Source organism: Mangrovicoccus sp. HB161399 (assembly GCF_013184745.1).
In the GTDB taxonomy this organism is placed as follows: Bacteria; Pseudomonadota; Alphaproteobacteria; order Rhodobacterales; family Rhodobacteraceae; genus Mangrovicoccus.
In genome coordinates, this window is record NZ_JAATVU010000008.1 from 23,436 (window position 1) to 41,143 (window position 17,708).

The window sequence follows — 17,708 nt, forward strand, 5'->3', positions numbered from 1 at the left end:
CATGGCCCGGAGCAGTTCCCTGCAATTCGACGGAGCCGCGCCCGCCGGCTCCGCCGTCCCTGAGCTCCGCCTGCCGCGGCTGGCGGAACAGCTTCTCTCGTGGCGGTGGGTCGCGCTGGCCGTCCTGATCGTCGGGTGGTTCGTCTATTATCCGATCATCGACAATTTCCGCGTCAGCACGACCACGCAGGACATCTTCACCGGCGAGGTTCAGCATGTCGGGCTGGAGAACTACGCCCGCCTGGCCGGGGATCCGGTGGTGCTGACCGCCCTGTTCAACAATCTCGCCTATGCGGTCCTGTCGATCGTCTTCCAGGTCTTCGGCGCCTTCGTGCTGGCCTCGATCATCGAGGACATCGCCTCGCACCGGATGCGCAACCTGTGGCGGGCAATCTACTTCATCCCCTCGGCAATCTCGACCACGGTCACCGGCCTGCTGTTCTACTTCATCTACCAGCCGGACATCGGCATCCTCGACGGGCTGCTCACCGCCGCGGGCCTCGGCGGCTGGTCGCGGGCCTGGCTGGGCGACCAGTCGACGGCTATCTACGCGGTCATCGCGATGAGCCAGTGGCAGGGCTTCGGCTATTCGACGCTGCTCTTCACCATCGCGATCCAGAAGATCCCGCGGGACCTCTACGATGCCGCGCGGATGGACGGCGCCGGACCGCTGCGCCAGCTCTGGTCGGTGACCCTGCCGATGACCCGCGAGATGACCGGGATGATGATCATCGTGACCATCACAGGCGCCTTCCAGGTCTTCAACGAAGTCATGGTCATGACTTCGGGCGGGCCGAACAATTCCTCGCAGGTGCTAGGCACCTGGCTCTACCAGATGGGGTTCAGCCAGAACGAGATGGGCTATGCCGCCGCCATCGGCTCGCTGATCTTCGCGGTCACCATGGCCTGCGGGCTCGCGCAGCTCTGGCACACCCGCCGAAGGAGGGTCGCCGCATGACCGCCACTGCCGAACACGCGGCCGAGGACGGCATGGGCCCGGCCCCGCGCGCGCCCTGGGCGGTCATCGGCCGCGCGATGCTGCAGGCGCTGCTGGTCGCGATGGCCGTGCTGGTGCTCTATCCGCTGGCCTGGATGGCGCTCAACGGGTTCCGCAGCAACACCGAGATCTTCAACGATCCCTTCGCGCTGCCGCAGCACTGGTCCTTCGCCGCCTATGCCGCCGCCTGGCAGAACGGCGTCAGCCAGTTCGTCGCCTCCAGCCTGCTGGTGACCGGCGTGTCCATCGTGACCACGGTCTTCATCAGCGCCTGGGCGGCCTACGGGCTGACCCGCACCCGCATCCCCGGCCAGCCGCTCGTCACCGGCTTCATCCTCGGCGGCATGATGCTCAGCCCGACCGTGGCGCTGGTGCCCCTGGTGCGCATGATGCAGGATTTCGGCCTCTACAACACGCATTGGGCGCTGATCCTGCTCTACACCGCCTTCCGCGTGCCCTTCACCACCTTCCTGATCCGGGCCTACATGCTCGACCTGCCGCGCGACCTGGACGAGGCGGCGCGGATGGACGGCGCCAGCGAGGGCCAGATCTTCCGCCGGATCATCCTGCCGCTCTGCCGACCCATCCTGGTCTCCTGCGTGATCCTGCACATCCTCTTCGCCTGGAACGAATACCTCTTCGCCATGATCTTCACCAACTCGCCCTCGACCCAGACCCTGCCGGTCGGGCTGACTTCGCTGATGTCCAAGCACGGCACCGATTTCGCCCAGGTCTTCGCCGCGATGACCATCTCGGCCCTGCCGATCGTCATCGTGTTCTTCCTGACCCAGCGCTACTTCGTCCGCGGCCTGACCGAGGGGATCGGCAAATGACCCCGCACGGACAGTTCCGGCGGGACCCTCTGCTCGGGTCGAACTTCGCCTTCCAGCGCCTGCCCTTCGGCGAGTTCCTCGACTGCATGGCCCGCAGCGGCGTCGACCGGATCGAGCTCTGGGGGATCGCGCCCCATCTCGGCATCGCCGGGCCCGGCCCGGCCCGGGTCCGCGCCATCGCCCGGGAGATGGCCGATGCCGGGGTCGCGCTGCACTGCCTGACGCCCGAACAGGTCGCCTATCCGGTCAACATCGCCCCGGGCGACGCCGGGCTGCGGGCGGCGAGCCTGGCGCATTTCATCAAGGCGGCCGGGATCGCCGCCGATCTCGGCGGGCGCTGCCTGTTCCTCACCTGCGGGCGCGGCCACGAAACCGCCCCGGCGCAAGAGGCCTGGGACCGCGCGGCCGAGGCGCTGTCGCGGATTGTCGCGCACGCGGCAAGCCTCGGGCTGCACTGCCTGCTGGAGCCGCTGCAGCGGCGCGAGAGCAACATCGTCAGAACCGCCGCCGAGCTGGATCGGATGATCGCCACGGTCGGCCATCCCGCGCTCGGCGCAGTGCTGGATGTCTGCGCCATGGCCGCGGCGGGCGACGACGTGGCCGCCTATGCCGACCGCTTCGGGCCGCGCCAGTCGCATGTCCACCTCGCCGACGGGACGCCGGCCAGGCACCTGGCCTGGGGCGACGGCAGCCTGCCGCTCGATGCCATTCCGGGCGGACTTGCCGCTGCCGGATACGGGGGCACCTTCGCCTTCGCACCCTTCGGCGACGGCAGCTACGCGCTCTACCCGGTCGCCGCGTGGGACCGCAACCGCGGGGGCCTCGCGCCCTGGCTCGGCGGGGAAAGGCACGCGGCATGACGGACGGACGCAAGCCCCCCGCCCTGATCGCCGTCGGCGACAACTGCCTCGACGTCTACCTCTCCCACGGCAACATGGCGGTCGGCGGCAATGCCCTGAACGTCGCCGTCCAGTGGCGCCGCGCCGGGCGCGAGGCCGCGTATTTCGGCCGCGTCGGAGCGGATGCCGAGGCCGGGATCATCGCCGATGCGCTGCGCCGTGCCGGGCTCGACCCGGAGGATCTGGAAACCGGCGCCGCCGCCACCGCGGTGACGCTGCTCCTGGAGACCGCGGGCGAGCGGGAATTCCTGCTCGAAGACCTCGGGGCCGGGCTGGACTATGTCCCCTGCGCGGCGCGGTTCGAGCAGCTGGCCGCGGCGGGCTGGGTGCATCTGGGCACCAATTCCGCGCCGGAACTGCTGGCGCGCCTGAAGGACCGGGGCATCCCGTTCAGCGTCGACCTCTCCACCCGGCATGGCGAGCACGACCTCGCGGGCGTGCCGCTGGCCGTCGCCTCCGGCCTCCGCGGCGCAACCGCGGCGGAGGACGAGATCGCGGCCCTGAGATCGAAGGGCGCGGAGCAGGTGCTGCTGACCTGCGGCGCGGACGGCGCCTGGCTGCATGACGGCAAGGCGCTCCACAGGGCGGCGGCGCGGCCGATCGCGCCGGTCGACACCTGCGGCGCCGGGGACAGCTTCGTCGCCGCCTTCCTCGCCGCCCGGCTCCTCGACGGCGAAGGTGCCGCCGCGGCGCTGGCCCGGGCCACCGAAGCCGCGGCGGCCACCTGCCTGCACCGCGGCGGCTTCCCGCAGCCGCTCTCGCCGATCCCGGACTGGCTCCTGCGGAAATATTCAAGCTACATCTCCATGGCGGACCGCGCATGACCGAAATCCAACTGCAAATCCCCGTCCCCGCCTCTTCCGCCGAGCGGTCCTACTGGCTGCAGGAGGCCGGGGCCGCCCCGGCAACGCCGCCGCTCTCCGGCACCCACGAGGCCGACATCGCGATCATCGGCGGCGGGTTCTGCGGCCTCTGGACCGCGCTCCGGCTGCGCGAGGCCGATCCCGAACTGCGCATCGCCGTGCTGGAGGCCGATCACTGCGGCGCCGGAGCCTCGGGACGCAACGGCGGGCAGGTCCACAGCTGGTTCGCCGAGATCGACCTCCTGGAACGCGTCGTCGGCGCCGAAGAGGCGCTGTCGCTGTGCACGGCCACGGCGGAAGCGATCGGCGAGCTGGAGGCGCTGCAGGCCGCCGGCACCATCGACATGCAGCTGCGGCTCGACGGCTGGTACTGGACGGCCAGCTCCAAGGCGCAGGAAGGCGCCTGGGACGGCGCGATGGACGGCTGCCGGGCGCGGGGCACGATGCCGTTCGAGACGCTCGATGCCGCCCGCATCGCGGCGGGCACCGGCTCGGACGTTTCCTATGCCGGCATCGCCGAGACACGGGCGGGCACCGTGCATCCGGGGCGGCTGGCACTGGGTCTGCGCGACCTCGCCCTGGCGCGCGGCATCGCGATCCACGAGCGCAGCCCGGTCACCGCCATCGCGCCCGGTCGGCCCCTGGCCGTGAAGACCGCGGCTGGCAGCGTCACCGCGCCGAAAGTGGCGCTCTGCACCAATGCCTGGGCGGCCAGCCTCCCGGAACTGGCGCGCTACATGTATGTCGTCGAAAGCCAGGTCATCGCCACCGAACCCGCCGCCGGCACGCTCGACGCGATGGGCTGGAGCGACGGAAAGTCGATCTGCGACAGCCAGGCCAATGTGCTCTACTATCAGCGCACGACGGACGGACGGGTGATCTTCGGGCGCGGCAGCGGCCACATCGCCTATGCCAACCGCATCGGCAGCAGCTTCAACCGCAGCCCGGAGCGCGGCCGCGGCAACGTGCGGGAACTGGCGCGGGTCTATCCCGGCCTCGCCGGGGTTCCTGTGGCACATGACTGGTCCGGGCCGATCGACTGCACGGCCGAGCACCTGCCGGTCTTCGGCGAGAGCCGCGCCACGCCGGGCCTGTTCTACGGCGCGGGCTTCAACGGCACCGGCATCGCCCAGACGCCGGTCGGCGCGCGCATCCTGGCCAGCCTCCTGCTGGGGCGCGACGACCGCTGGAGCCGCAGCGGGCTGGTCGGGCTGGAGACCCGCACCGCGCTGCCTCCCGAACCGCTGCGCTATCTCGGCGCGCGCATCGTGCGAAGTGCCATCCGCCGCCGCAACGACCTGGAAATCGCCGGCCGGGAGCCGTCGCGCCTGCTGCGCGCGGTGTCCGATCTGAAGCCCGGCCGCTGACCGCAAGGAGTCCACAGGAATGGCACATCTCACGCTCCGCGACGTCCGCAAGACCTATGGCCACATGGAGGTTCTGCACGGCATCGACCTGGACATCCCCTCGGGCGAATTCGTGGTCTTCGTCGGCCCCTCGGGCTGCGGGAAGTCCACGCTCCTGCGCAGCATCGCCGGGCTGGAGGAGATCTCCTCGGGCGAGTTCCGCCTCGACGGGCGGCTGATGAACCGGGTCGCCCCGGCGCGGCGCGGCATCGCCATGGTGTTCCAGAGCTACGCGCTCTACCCGCACATGACGGTGTTCGACAACATGGCCTTCGGGCTAAAGATTGCCGGGCTGCCGCGCCGGGAGATCCGCGCGCGGATCGAACGCGCCGCCGAAAGCCTGCAGCTGGCCCCCTATCTGGACCGCTTCCCCAAGGCGCTCTCCGGCGGCCAGCGCCAGCGGGTCGCCATCGGCCGCGCCATCGTGCGCGATCCCAAGGTCTTCCTCTTCGACGAGCCCTTGTCGAATCTCGACGCGGCGCTGCGCGTGGCGACCCGGATCGAGATCGCGCGGCTCAAGCAGGCCATGCCCGGCACGACGATGATCTACGTTACCCATGACCAAGTGGAGGCGATGACGCTGGCCGACCGGATCGTGGTGATGAACGGCGGCTCGATCGAGCAGGTCGGCACGCCGCTGGAGCTGTACCGCACCCCGGCCAACCTGTTCGTCGCCCGATTCATCGGCTCGCCCGCGATGAACGTGATCGGCGCCGAGAGCCTCGGCGGCACCGCGGTCGCGCTGGACGGCGGCGGCATCACATCGGCCGCGGCTCCGCTGGCCCGGGGCGCCAGGGTGCAATTCGGCATCCGCCCCGAGGATCTGGTGCCCGCGCCCGCCGCCGGGGCGCCCTTCCGCGGCCGGATCGCGCTGGTCGAGCAGCTGGGAGAGGTGCAGATGGTGCATGTCGAGCTGGACGGCACCGGCGCGCCGCTGGTCGCGAAGCTGGCCGGCACGCTCGAACTCGCCGCAGGCGATGCGATCGCGCTCGGCCATGCGCCGGAGGCCGCGCATCTCTTCGGCGCGGACGGGGACAGGCTGCGCCCAGCGGCACGCTCGGCCGCCTGAGGCGCGGCTGCCCCGCCCGTCCGGCGGGGCGGCCGCTCAGAGCGCCAGCACCTGCTCCATCGCGCCGAAGAACACCAGCGCCTCGGCCTCGCCGAAGCACAGCGGCGGGCGGATCTTCAGCACGTTGCCATGCGGGCCCGTCGCGCCCACCAGGACGCCGCGCTCCTTCAGCCCGTTGATCACCTTGCGCGCCATCGCCGCGTCGGGCCGGTTGCTGCCCGGCTCGCTGATCTCGACGCCGAGGAAGCATCCCGCGCCGCGCACGTCGCCGATCGCGGAGCCGCTGCCCTGCATCGCGCGCAGGCCCTCCATCATCGTCTTGCCGGCCGCCCGCGCGTTCTCCAGAAGCCCTTCGCTGCGGATCGTGTCGAGCACGGCAAGCCCGGCCGCCGCCGCCAGCGGGTTGCCGCCGAAGGTGTTGAAATAGCCCGCATGCATCTCGCAGAAAGCGGTCAGCACGTCGGGGCGGGACACCACGCCGGACATCGGGAAGCCGTTGCCCATCGGCTTGCCCATCGTCACCATGTCGGGCATCGCGCCGTGCCGGGCGAAGCCCCACATCGCGTCGCCGGTGCGGGCGAAGCCGGGCTGGACCTCGTCGGCGATGTAGAGCCCGCCCGCCTCGTGCACCGCCGCGACAGCGCCGTCGACCAAGCCGGGCGGCCCCGCATAGACTCCGTCGCTGGAGAAGATCGTGTCGACGATGATCGCGGCGCAGCCATGGCCCTCGGCCTCGAGGCTGGCGATCGCGCCGCGGACCCGCGCGGCGAAGCTGCCGCCGGGATCGTTGTCGCCGGAGCGGAAAGCCTCGGGCGGGGCGACGGTGCGCACATGCGCCGGCACCGATCGGTCGGAGCGCGAGCCCGGCGAGATCGCCGTCGTCGAGGCGCTGTTGCCGTGATAGGCGAGGTCGGTGACGATCACGCCGCGCTTGCCGGTGAAGGCCTCGGCCATGCGCAGCGCCAGGTCGTTGCTTTCCGAGCCGGTGCAGGTCAGCACCACGTTGTCGAGACCGGCGGGATATTCCGCCAGCAGCCGCTCAGCGTAGTCGTGCACGATGTCGACCAGATAGCGGGTGTTGGTGTTCAGCACCGCCGCCTGCCGCCCGATCGCCTCGGCCACCGCCGGATGGGAATGGCCGATGCAGGGCACGTTGTTGTAGAGGTCGAGATAGCGCGTGCCGTCCGCCGCCTGCATCCAGGAGCCGCTGGCGCTGGCCATGTGGATGGGCTTGTCGTAGAACAGCACCGACGAGGCGCCGAAGGTCGCCTTGCGCCGCGCAAGCGCGCGGGCCAGGTCGGGATCATCGACCTGCGAGGTTTCGTCGAAGCGGTTCAGCTCGATGACTTCGCCGATTTCGGTCATGGGAGGTCCTTCCGGAATCTCAGGCATGTTGGGAGAGGAAGCGCTCGGCCAGGGCGAGCGTGTCTTGCGCGAAACCGCCCCCGGCCACCTGGCCGAAGGGCGTCTCGGAATGGGTGGCGGCCCAGGCGCTCAGCTGGATGCGGCGCAGCATGACGAAGGCCGGAATCATCGCCTCGTGTTCCGCCGCCAGCGGCGCGACGCGGCGGTAGCCGTCGAGCCAGGCGGCCAGGCACTCGCCGTAGCGCGGATCGGCTTCCAATGCGCTGACGGAACCGGCGAAATCGACCATGAACCATCCCTGGCCGCAATCGTCGAAATCGATCACCGCCAGGCGGTCCTCCTGCGCCAGCAGGTTGCCGGGCTTCATGTCGGAATGGATCAGCCCCCAGCGGTCAGGCGCGCGGCCATAGGCATCGGTGATCGCGCGCAGCCGCAGCACGGCACGCTCGAGCAGCGCGATGCCCTCGCGGCCGAGGCCGGGCGCGATCCGCCAGTCGCCCCAGTCGGCATCGGGACCGATGCAGCTGTCCCAGTCCCAGGTCCGCCGCGCGAACCCCGCCGGCGGGGTCCAGGCGCGCGCATGGAGATGCAACCGCGCGGTCACGCCGCCGAGCGCGCCGAACCACTGCACGAGATCGCCGGTCTCGTCGGGCGGCACGCCGGGAAAGTACTCGAAGGCCGTCACCAGCATCTCCGTGCCGTCCGCGGCGAAGCGCGACAGGGCCGCGCCCGAGCGGCAGGGAACCGGTGCCGGGGCATGGACCGCGCCGTCCGCGCGCAGGGCCGCGACCCAGGCCAGTTCCGACAGGATTTCCGCCTCGGAGTTGTAGCCCGGGCGCTGCACGCGGAAGACCAGCGGCGCCTCCGGCCGCTCCAGCAGGAACGTGGCGTTCTCGGAGACCGCAAGCAGCCGCACCGGCGCGTCGCCGGGCAGGTCCCAATCCGGCAGGCAGGTCCTCAGCCCCCGCTCCAGCAGCGCGATGTAGGCGGCATCATAGAGCATGGGCGGCGCCCCGGGGAATGCTGCGGGTGGTGGCGGGATCGAAGAGATGCAGCCGCGCCGTGTCGGCATGGAGCGTCACCGGCTGACCGGCCTCCCAGTCGCCGTCGGCAGGCAGGCGCGCGGCAATCTCGGGCCCGTTCCGCCCGAGGCGCAGGTTCAGGATGGTTTCCGGCCCCAGCGCCTCGACCGTCTCGACGGACAGCTGCAGCGCAGCCGGGGCCGGACCTTCGGGCGCTTCGGCAAGATGTTCGGGACGCAGCCCGATGATCACCTCGCGTCCCGCATGTCCGCCCCAGCCCGGCGCGGTTGCCGCCGGGACCGGGATCTCGGCGCCCTCCGCCACCAGCACGAGCGAGTCGCCGCGCGCCTCCAGCCGGCCGGGAAAGAGGTTCATCGGCGGGGTGGCGAGGAAGCCCGCGACGAAGGTGTCGGCGGGATTGCGGTAGACCTCCTGCGGGCGGCCGACCTGCACGATCTCGCCGCCGCGCATGATGCAGATGCGGGTGCCCATGGTCATCGCCTCCACCTGGTCATGGGTGACATGGACCATGGTGGTGCCGAGCTTGCGGTGCAGCTTGACCAGTTCGGTGCGCATCACCGAGCGCAGCTTGGCGTCGAGGTTGGACAGCGGCTCGTCCAGCAGGAAGGCGCGCGGCTCGCGCACCAGCGCCCGCCCCAGCGCGACGCGCTGGCGCTGCCCGCCCGACAGCTGCGCCGGGCGGCGGTTCAGCAGCGGCTCCACCGACAGCACGCGCGCCACGTCGGCGATGCGGGTGTCGATCTCGCTGCGGGGAAGCCCGCGCAGCTTCAGCCCGAAGGCCATGTTGGCCCGCACCGTCATGTGCGGATAGAGGGCGTAGTTCTGGAACACGATCGCCAGGTCGCGCTCGGCCGGATCGACATCGTTGACGCGCGCGCCGTCGATCAGCAGGTCGCCGCCGGAGACGGGTTCCAGCCCCGCGATCATCCTCAGCGTGGTGGACTTGCCGCAGCCCGAGGGGCCGAGGAAGATCATGAACTCGCCGTCCTCGATCTTCAGGTCGATCCCCTTCACGGCATGGACCGCCGAGGCGCCCGAGCCGTAGATGCGGGATACGGAGTTCAGTTCTATGGATGCCATGGTCAGTCGTCCTGGGCGGTGCGCATCGTCCGCCAGAGCAGCGCGGTCATCCCCGCGATGACGATCAGGAGCATGGCCGCCATGGCACAGGCTTCGCCCAGATCGAGGCTCACGAAGGCGCGCCGGTAGATGAAATAGCTGATGAGGTCGGTGGCGGTGCCGGGGCCGCCGCGGGTCATGATGTAGATGATGTCATAGGTCTTGATCGCGAAGATCATCCGGATCAGCAGCGTGATCGCGATGACCGGCTTCATCATCGGCAGGGTGATGTGCCAGAACCGCTGCAGCGCCGAGGCGCCGTCGACGCGCGCGGCCTCGTAGGGTTCGGCCGGCAGCGAGGACAGCCCGGCCAGCAGCAGAACCACCATGAAGGACACCTGGTGCCAGATGTCGACGAGAACGACGGTCCAGAACGCCATGTCCGGCGCGCCGAGCCAGTTCACCGGCTCGATGCCCACGGTCGAGAGCAGCCAGTTCACGATGCCCAGCGTCGGATGCAGGATCATCCGCCACATCAGGCCGACCACCACCGGGTTGATCAGCAGCGGGCACAGCAGGATCAGGTAGTAGACGCCCTTGCCGCGCTCGGTGTCGTTCAGCATCAGCGCGACCAGCAGGCCGATGGCGAACTGGATCGACACCACCGCCAGCACGAAAAGCACCGTGATCCAAGCCGCATGCAGGAACTCTCCGTCCCCTGCCGCCTTGGCATAGTTCCCGAAGCCCGCGAAATTGTCGTAGCCGGGCATGATCAGCGTGTAGTCGAAGAAGGAGGTGGTCCCGGCCCAGAGGATCGGGAACAGGACCACCGCCGCGAGAAGCGCGAGACCCGGCGCCGTCAGCATCCAGCCGAAGCGCCGGTCGCGCATCTCCATCGGAGTCGCAGCCGTCATCGCGTCACTTCTGCCGCCCGTCCTTGGCCGCCATCTCGTCGAATTCCGCCGCCGCGGTGTCGAGCGCCTCCTGCGCGGTCTTCTCGCCCGCAACCGCCAGAGACAGCTCGCGTCCCAGCACTTCGACGAATTGCGGCGTGTAGGTGAAGGTCGGGAAGTTGTGGCTGCCCAGCAGAAGCTCCTTCAGCGCGACGGTCTGCGGGTACTTGGCGATCACCTCCTCGTCGTCGAACACGTCGAGCCGGGTCGGCGAGCCGCCGAGCAGCGCGCGTTTCTTGGCGATCTCGGGGCTTTCGACCCATTGCAGGAATTTCCAGGCGGCATCCGGGTTCGGCGAGGATTTCGGGATCGCCCAGCCCCAGGCGCCGTTGAGCGATCCGCCCTCTTCCGGCGTCTGGCCCGGCACACCCATGATCTCGGCCTTGCCGACCACGGCCGAAGACGACGGATCGTCCACCGCGGCGCGGAAGAAGTTGTAGGTGATGTAGCTGTAGGCCTGGCCCTGGCTGAAGACGTTGAACGCCTCGTCGAAGGAGAAGCTCGCCGCGCCGACCGGACCATAGTCGTTGAGGTTCTTGATGTAGGTCTCCAGCGCGGCGACGCCTTCGGGGCTGTTGAAGGTGGCGTGCCAGCCCTCGTCCATGAAGCTGCCGCCAGAGGCGAAGAGGTAGTTCGACCATTCCATCGCGATCGGGTCGGGCCGCAGCCCCTGGTTGACCACGCCGTACTGGCCGTCCTTGGTGAAGAACGCGACCTGCCTGAGATACTCGTCCCAGGTCTCCGGCGCCTTCAGCTCGCTGCCGGTCGCCTCCAGATAGGCCGCCTTGTTCGCCTCGTCCTCCAGAAGGTCGGTGCGGTACAGGAGCCCCATCGCGTAGTTGTAGAAGGGCAGCATATAGGTCGTGCCCTCGACCTGGCCGACCAGGTCCATCATCGCAGGCACATAGACCGAGGTGTCGAACCCGTCTGCCTCGATCCGGTCGTCGAGCGGCTGCATCCAGCCGGCCTTGTAGAACTCGCCCACCCAGTAGAAATCGACCACGATGGCCGAATAGCTGCCCGAGCGCGCGACCAGCTGCGGCACCAGCTTGGTGTGCATCTCGGCATAGTTGACCACTTCGAGATTGACCTTGATGCCGGTCTCTTCCTCGAATTCGGGCAGGAGCTGCTGGATATAGGTCGTGTCGGGCACGGCCTCCATCAGGATGTTGACCTCTTCGGCCTGGGCCGCGGCCGCCAGGGCGAGACCGCTGAGGGAGGCAAGCAGGATGCGTTTCATGGGGATCTCCGTGCTGGGGGTGCCGGACTTGGCGTCGGCTATTTGAGGGCTCCGAGGGAAAGGCCCTTGATCAGGTATTTCTGCAGGAAGGGCAGCAGGACGAGCACCGGCGCCAGCGCCAGCAGCGTGGCCGCGGCCAGCGGCGCGATGTTCACCCCGGCATGGGTCTCCATGCTGGCCAGCCCGACGGCCAGGGTCTGGCTGCCGTGGTCGCCGAGGATCAGCGCGTAGAGGAACTCGTTCCAGCTCATGATGAAGCCCAGAAGGCCGGCTGCGATGATCCCGGGCATGGCGACCGGAACGGTGATCATCCGGAAGGCCTGCCAGCGGCTGGCCCCGTCGGAGCGCGCGGCCTCCTCCAGCGACCGGGTGTCGGCATCGAAGAAGCTGACCATGATCCAGGCCATGAAGGGCAGGTTGACGGCGACATGGGCGATGGTGATCGCCACGAGACCGGGCACGGGCAGGAGCGTCATGAAGACCAGGAACATCGGCAGCACCAGCACGATCGGCGGGATCATCTGGCTGGCCAGGACGCCCAGCAGCAGCGGCCAGCCGCCGGTGCGGTAGCGCGCCGAGGCATAGGCCATCATCGCGGCGGCAGGCAGCGAGACCAGCGTCGCGGCGACGGCGACCGCCACCGAGTTGCCGAACCACTTGCCGAAATCGTACTGCGTCAGCACCTCGGCATAGTTGTGCAGGCCGATCTGGCCGATCTCGGGCGGCAGCTTGTAGGCCGTCAGCTTGTCGGTCAGGCTGACGCGCAGCACCCAGAGCAGCGGCAGCGCGATCGCCGCCGAGAACCCGGCCAGCACCAGGTGCCGCGCGAGGACAGCCAGCTTCGGCCTCATCTCCCCTTCCCCGGAATTTGTTCGCCTTTGTTTGCCAAACCGTGGACTCCTTGCGGTTCAAGGCCATCCTTGCCGTCCGATGTGCTTATTGCAACAATTTTTTGTAAATCTTCTTGCTTGTTTGTTTGTTTTTGTGCGTATTGGATGGCAATGCCGCTTATCCGGGCATGGCGCCGGGCAGATTCCGGACATGCCCCAAGGACTTCCGCAGGACACGGCGCCTGCGGCCCAAGGAAAAGGAAGACATGATGGCCCTCGACTTCTTCGGATCCCGCCCGAAAGGCGTGATCGCCATGGCGCATATCGGCGCCCTGCCCGGCTCGCCGCTCTACGATGCCGACGGCGGCATGCACAAGCTGATCGACGATGTCGCCGAGGACATCGGGAACCTGCAGGCCGGCGGCGTCCATGCGATCATGTTCGGCAACGAGAACGACCGCCCCTACCAGCTGAAGGCCTGCCCGCAATCGCTGGCGGCGATGACCGCGATCGTGATGGCGGTGAAGCCGATGTTGAAGGTGCCCTTCGGCGTCAACTACCTGTGGGATCCGGCCGGCTCGGTCGCGATGGCCAACGCCACCGGCGCCTCCTTCGCGCGCGAGATCTTCACCGGGCTCTTCGCCTCGGACATGGGGCTGTGGGAACCCAATGCCGCCGAGGCGCTGCGGCTGCGGCGCAATCTCGGCTGCAAGGACCTCAAGCTGCTGTTCAACATCAACGCCGAATTCGCCTCCAGCCTCGACGCCCGCCCGATCGAGCTGCGCGCGAAAAGCGCGGTCTTCTCCTCGCTGGCCGACGCCATCCTGGTCTCGGGGCCGCTCACCGGCCAGTCGGCCGAGACCTCGGACCTGCGCAAGGTGCGCGAGGCGGTGCCGGACACGCCGGTCCTGGCCAATACCGGCGTGCGGCTCGACACCGTGAAGGAGATCATGTCGATCGCCGACGGCTGCGTCATCGGCACCCACTTCAAGATCGGCGGCGACACCTGGAACAAGGTTGATCCCGAGCGGGTGAAGCGCTTCATGGACGTGATCGACACCCTTGGATGAGCCTTCCATGACGCAGGATGCCTATGTCATCGGCCTCGATATCGGCACCACCAGCACCATCGCGGCGCTGGTGCGGCTGCCCTTCGAGGTGACCGCAACCGCCAGCCGTCCGGTGGCGCTGTCCTCGCCGAAGACCGGCTGGGCCGAGGAAGACCCGCACGAATGGTGGGACAACAGCTGCGCGGTGCTGGCTGAGATCATGGCCGCGCTGCCCGCCGGAGCGGAGCTGAAGGGCATCTGCGTCACCGGCATGCTGCCTGCCGTCGTGCTGCTCGACGGGGAGGGCCGCGTGCTGCGCCCCTCGATCCAGCAGAGCGACGGACGCTGCGGCGCCGAGGTACGGCAGCTGGCGTCCGAAACCGACGAGGCCACCTTCATCCGCCGCACCGGGAACGGCATCAACCAGCAGCTGGTCGCCGCCAAGCTGCGCTGGATCGAGACCCATGAGCCGCAGGTCTTCTCCCGCATCGCCACGGTGATGGGCGCCTATGACTACATCAACTGGCGGCTCTCGGGCCATCGCGGGGTGGAGCGGAACTGGGCGCTGGAGGCGGGCTTCATCGACCTCGCCGACCATTGCATCGCGCCGGATCTGGTGGCGCTGGCGCATCTGCCGCCCGGCGCCGTGCCCCCGGCCCATGCCGCCCACGAGGTGATCGGCAGCGTGACGGCAGAGGCCGCCGCCGCCACCGGCCTGCCCGCCGGCCTGCCGGTCTTCGGCGGGGCGGCGGACCACATCGCCTCGGCGCTCGCCGTCGGCCTGACCGCGCCGGGGGACGTGCTGCTGAAGTTCGGCGGGGCGGGCGACATCATCGTCATCACGCCCGAGGCGACCGGCGATCCGCGCATGTTCCTCGACTACCATCTGGTCCCCGGGCTCTACGCCCCGAATGGCTGCATGGCGGCGACCGGATCGGCGCTGAACTGGCTGGCGCGGGTCCTCGTGCCCGCGCCCGGCGGGAAGAAGCCGCATAAAACGCTGGACGCCGAGGCGGCCGCCATCCCAGCGGGAAGCGACGGGGTGATCTGCCTGCCCTATTTCCTGGGCGAGAAGACCCCGATCCACGATCCGCTGGCGCGCGGCACCTTCACCGGGCTGAGCCTCGGGCACACATCCGGCCATCTCTGGCGGGCGCTTCTGGAATCCGTGGCCTACGGCTTCCGCCACCATCTCGAGGTGCTGGCCGAGATGGGACAGCGGCCGGGGCGGATCTTTGCCTCCGATGGCGGCAGCGCCAGCCGCATCTGGATGCAGATCGCCGCCGAAGTCACCGGCCGTCCGGTCCAGGTGCTGGCGCGAGACTACGGCTCCGCAGCCGGGGCCGCCTGGGTCGCTTTCGTCGCCTCGGGCCAGCTCGGCTGGGAGGAGATCACCGCCCGCGTCGAGCTGGGCGAGACCTTCACTCCAGACCCGGCCAATATCGCCGTCTACGACAAGGGATATGCCGATTTCCGCGCGCTCTACGAGACGCTGAAACCCTTCTTCCACCGCGGCTGAGCGGAGACGCTCAGCCCACCGGATCGATCGCGGCGTCGTCGGCGCCGCAGATCAGCGTGCAGACGACCTCCTGCGGACCGAGCCGTACCAGGCCCCTGCGCAGCGCCGCGATGGCAGCCGCTGCCGACAGATCCGCGCGCAGCGAGAATTCCGTCCAAATCCAGCGCGCGGCCGCCGCCATGTCCTCGTCCTCGACCAGAACAACCTCGTCGACATTGCGCGAGACGATCTCGAAGATGCGCTCGTCGGTGCGCCCGCAGGACATGGTCGCGACCTGGGTCGTCACGCTGTCCAGCGTCACCACGTGCCCGGCCGCCAGGCTGGCCTGCAGCGTCGGGCATCCCGCGGGCTCCACGCCGATGATCCGCGCCTTCGGCTTCTTCGCGCGCAGCACCGTGGAAAGACCGGCGATCAGGCCGCCGCCGCCGATCGACACCAGGTAGACATCGGCCTCCGGCAGGTCGCGGACCAGTTCCAGCCCCAGCGTGCCCTGCCCCGCCACCACCGCCGGATCCTTGAACGGGTGGAAATAGGCCGCGCCCTCGCGCGCCGCATGCTCGGCCGCCGCGCGGTCCGCCTCGTCCCAGCGCGAACCGGTGACGCAGACCTGCGCGCCCCAGCCGGACAGCGCCCGGATCTTCGCCCGCGAGGCATTGGTCGGCAGGTAGACCGTGGCCGGAACGCCGGCGATCAGCCCGGCCCGCGCCACGGCCAGCCCGTGATTGCCGCCCGAGGCTGTGACGATGCCGCGCGCGATGTCCGCCTTGTCCGCGGTCAGCAGCCGGTTCATCGCGCCGCGGGTCTTGAAGGCGCCAGTCACCTGCAGGCATTCGAGCTTCAGGAACAGCGGGTTCGGCACGGGACGGTCGCGCACGCAGGCGACCTCGATCAGCGGCGTGGCGCGGATATAGGGTGCGATCCGCTCTGCCGCGGCCTCGATGCCGGCGAGCGTCACCATCGGCGCGGCGGTGTCCTGAACTGTCATGTCAGCCTCCGACATGGAATGTGATGGTCTTCAGATCCGACATGGCCAGCAGCGTGTGCCGCCCGCCGGTGCGCCCGTGGCCCGAGCGCGTGCCGGCAGCGCCGCCTGCGGGCATGTGCATCTCCCAGTAGCTGCTGGCCTCGTTCACGTTGACGCTGCCGCAGCGCAGACGTTCCGCCAGCCGGAAGGCGCGGGACAGGTCGCGGGTGAACAGCGCCGCGCTCAGCCCCATCGGGCTGAGCCCGGCCAGCCGGAACAGGTCGTCCTCGTCCTCGAAGGCGAGGATCGGGACCACCGGGCCGAAGGTCTCGTCGAGATGGAGCGCGCTTTCCGGCGGAACGCCGGTGATCACGGTCGGCCGGTAATAGAGTGGCGTCGGCATCCCCGCGGCCCGGCCGCCGCCCATGCGGATGGTGGCACCGCCCGCCACGGCCTCCGCCAGATGCGCGTCGACCTTGCAGGCATTCTCCTCGTTGTTGAGCGCGCCCACCCGGCTGGACTCCTCGGTGGACAGCCCGGGCACGTAGTCCGCCGCCTTCTCCAGCACCTTGCCGACCAGCGCATCATGGACGGAGACATGGACCAGCACCCGCTCGGTCGCCGTGCAGATCTGCCCGGCATTGGAGAAGGCACCGCGGGAGATGCAGTCGGCGGCGCGGTCCAGATCGGCATCCTCAAGCACGACGCTCGGCCCGTTGCCGCCCAGTTCCAGCAGCTGCGCCTTGCCGGCCGCGCGCTTGGCAATGCTGTCGCCCACGGCGGAAGAGCCGGTGAAGGCGATGCCCTGCAGCCGCTCCGACATCACGAGCGCGTCGCCGACGACCGGCCCCTCGCCGGTGACGAGGTTCACCGCGCCCTCGGGCACGCCGGCCTCGATCATGCACTCCATGACCAGCGCGGCCGCCAGCGAGGTGGTCGGCGCCGGGGTCCACACCAACGCGTTGCCGGTCGCTATGCCGGGACCCAGATAGTAGATGCAGGGCAGCGCCACCGGAAAGTTCCACGGCGTGATCACCCCGAAGGCACCCTTGGGCTGCAGGATCGACATTGCGCGCTTGGCACCGTCCTCGACCGGGAAGGCCGCCGTTTCCAGCCACTTGATCTGCTCTCCGGCATTGCGGAAGGCCGCGGCCGCGGCCGCGGCCTCGCCGCGCGCTTCGGTGATGGTCTTGCCCTGCTCGAGGCAGACCATGCGGGCGATCTCGGCGCCGCGGGCCTCGATCCGTGCGGCAATGGCCTGGCATAGCCCCGCGCGCTGCCAGACCGTCAGCCCGGCCAGCTTCGGCGCGGCGGCCACCGCGGCACCGATCGCGCGCTCGGCATCGGCGCGCGCGCCGAGCGGCAGGTAGCCCAGGTCCTCGCCGGTCGCCGGGCTCGCCACGCGCAGCCAGTCCCGCCCGGTGCCGTGCTCCCAGCGCCCGCCGATATGCATCCTCGCACGGACCGCGCCGGCGGGCGGCGCGTCGACCACATCCAGGCCCTTGAAGAGCCGGCGGAAGCCCGTAAGATTCAGCATCTTTCCATCCTTGAGGTTCTTTATGTTCGCTTATGTTTCTTTTCGATCCAACTGCACAGCCAACAACCAGCACCGCGCCCGT

The 17,708-nt window shown here is 69.5% G+C and carries 16 protein-coding genes; 8 read left to right on the top strand and 8 right to left on the bottom strand.

Annotation, left to right across the window (positions count from 1 at the left end; translation table 11 throughout):
* The first annotated feature begins 1 nt into the window (after nucleotide 1).
* Genes HCC78_RS06180 through HCC78_RS06205 form a run of 6 tightly spaced genes read left to right on the top strand, consistent with a single transcriptional unit; the run spans nucleotide 2 to nucleotide 6,067 of the window.
* A complete protein-coding gene (locus HCC78_RS06180) occupies nucleotides 2-958 on the top strand; it encodes a carbohydrate ABC transporter permease (protein WP_172327876.1) in 957 nt (318 codons plus the stop codon).
* A complete protein-coding gene (locus HCC78_RS06185; protein WP_253949069.1) occupies nucleotides 955-1,830 on the top strand; it encodes a carbohydrate ABC transporter permease in 876 nt (291 codons plus the stop codon). Before HCC78_RS06180 ends, HCC78_RS06185 begins: the two co-directional genes overlap by 4 nt.
* Nucleotides 1,827-2,690 carry a sugar phosphate isomerase/epimerase gene (locus tag HCC78_RS06190; RefSeq protein WP_172327877.1) on the top strand — a complete coding sequence of 288 codons (864 nt, stop codon included), beginning with the start codon at nucleotides 1,827-1,829 and terminating at the stop codon, nucleotides 2,688-2,690. The genes HCC78_RS06185 and HCC78_RS06190 overlap by 4 nt, the downstream gene beginning before the upstream one ends.
* On the top strand, nucleotides 2,687-3,553 hold the full coding sequence (locus tag HCC78_RS06195) for a PfkB family carbohydrate kinase (protein ID WP_172327878.1): 867 nt from the start codon (nucleotides 2,687-2,689) through the stop codon (nucleotides 3,551-3,553). Before HCC78_RS06190 ends, HCC78_RS06195 begins: the two co-directional genes overlap by 4 nt.
* Nucleotides 3,550-4,959 carry an FAD-binding oxidoreductase gene (locus tag HCC78_RS06200; RefSeq protein ID WP_172327879.1) on the top strand — a complete coding sequence of 470 codons (1,410 nt, stop codon included), beginning with the start codon at nucleotides 3,550-3,552 and terminating at the stop codon, nucleotides 4,957-4,959. The genes HCC78_RS06195 and HCC78_RS06200 overlap by 4 nt, the downstream gene beginning before the upstream one ends.
* A gap of 19 nt (nucleotides 4,960-4,978) precedes the next feature.
* The gene (locus HCC78_RS06205; RefSeq protein ID WP_172327880.1) at nucleotides 4,979-6,067 is read left to right on the top strand and encodes an ABC transporter ATP-binding protein; all 1,089 of its coding nucleotides are present in this window, start codon (nucleotides 4,979-4,981) and stop codon (nucleotides 6,065-6,067) included.
* Between the two features lie 36 nt (nucleotides 6,068-6,103).
* Here the strand turns inward: HCC78_RS06205 and HCC78_RS06210 are convergent, their stop codons facing one another.
* The 6 genes from HCC78_RS06210 to HCC78_RS06235 are packed head-to-tail and all read right to left on the bottom strand — an operon-like array spanning nucleotide 6,104 to nucleotide 12,578.
* On the bottom strand, nucleotides 6,104-7,432 hold the full coding sequence (locus HCC78_RS06210; protein WP_172327881.1) for an aspartate aminotransferase family protein: 1,329 nt from the start codon (nucleotides 7,430-7,432) through the stop codon (nucleotides 6,104-6,106).
* A gap of 19 nt (nucleotides 7,433-7,451) precedes the next feature.
* Entirely contained in the window at nucleotides 7,452-8,435 is a 984-nt protein-coding gene (locus HCC78_RS06215) for a phosphotransferase enzyme family protein (protein ID WP_172327882.1), read from the bottom strand.
* Complete coding sequence (locus HCC78_RS06220) at nucleotides 8,425-9,555, bottom strand: ABC transporter ATP-binding protein (protein WP_172327883.1); 1,131 nt, start codon at nucleotides 9,553-9,555, stop codon at nucleotides 8,425-8,427. Before HCC78_RS06220 ends, HCC78_RS06215 begins: the two co-directional genes overlap by 11 nt.
* 2 nt (nucleotides 9,556-9,557) lie before the next feature.
* Nucleotides 9,558-10,448: a carbohydrate ABC transporter permease gene (locus tag HCC78_RS06225; protein ID WP_172327884.1), complete on the bottom strand. Its 891-nt coding sequence runs from the start codon at nucleotides 10,446-10,448 to the stop codon at nucleotides 9,558-9,560.
* 4 nt (nucleotides 10,449-10,452) lie between these two features.
* Nucleotides 10,453-11,727 carry a sugar ABC transporter substrate-binding protein gene (locus HCC78_RS06230; protein WP_172327885.1) on the bottom strand — a complete coding sequence of 425 codons (1,275 nt, stop codon included), beginning with the start codon at nucleotides 11,725-11,727 and terminating at the stop codon, nucleotides 10,453-10,455.
* A 38-nt stretch (nucleotides 11,728-11,765) separates the two neighbouring features.
* Nucleotides 11,766-12,578: a carbohydrate ABC transporter permease gene (locus tag HCC78_RS06235; RefSeq protein WP_172327886.1), complete on the bottom strand. Its 813-nt coding sequence runs from the start codon at nucleotides 12,576-12,578 to the stop codon at nucleotides 11,766-11,768.
* A 245-nt stretch (nucleotides 12,579-12,823) separates the two neighbouring features.
* On the opposite strand from HCC78_RS06235, the gene HCC78_RS06240 reads away from it, so the two are divergent.
* Both HCC78_RS06240 and HCC78_RS06245 read left to right on the top strand, forming a co-directional pair.
* A complete protein-coding gene (locus tag HCC78_RS06240; RefSeq protein WP_253949070.1) occupies nucleotides 12,824-13,627 on the top strand; it encodes a BtpA/SgcQ family protein in 804 nt (267 codons plus the stop codon).
* Between the two features lie 7 nt (nucleotides 13,628-13,634).
* Nucleotides 13,635-15,125 carry an FGGY-family carbohydrate kinase gene (locus tag HCC78_RS06245; RefSeq protein ID WP_172327887.1) on the top strand — a complete coding sequence of 497 codons (1,491 nt, stop codon included), beginning with the start codon at nucleotides 13,635-13,637 and terminating at the stop codon, nucleotides 15,123-15,125.
* Between the two features lie 10 nt (nucleotides 15,126-15,135).
* On the opposite strand, the gene HCC78_RS06250 is transcribed toward HCC78_RS06245, so the two are convergent.
* Both HCC78_RS06250 and HCC78_RS06255 read right to left on the bottom strand, forming a co-directional pair.
* Nucleotides 15,136-16,110, bottom strand: a complete 975-nt coding sequence (locus HCC78_RS06250; RefSeq protein ID WP_216671048.1) for a threonine/serine dehydratase — start codon at nucleotides 16,108-16,110, stop codon at nucleotides 15,136-15,138.
* 1 nt (nucleotide 16,111) lies between these two features.
* Nucleotides 16,112-17,626: an aldehyde dehydrogenase gene (locus tag HCC78_RS06255; RefSeq protein ID WP_253949071.1), complete on the bottom strand. Its 1,515-nt coding sequence runs from the start codon at nucleotides 17,624-17,626 to the stop codon at nucleotides 16,112-16,114.
* Between the last annotated feature and the right edge of the window lie 82 nt (nucleotides 17,627-17,708).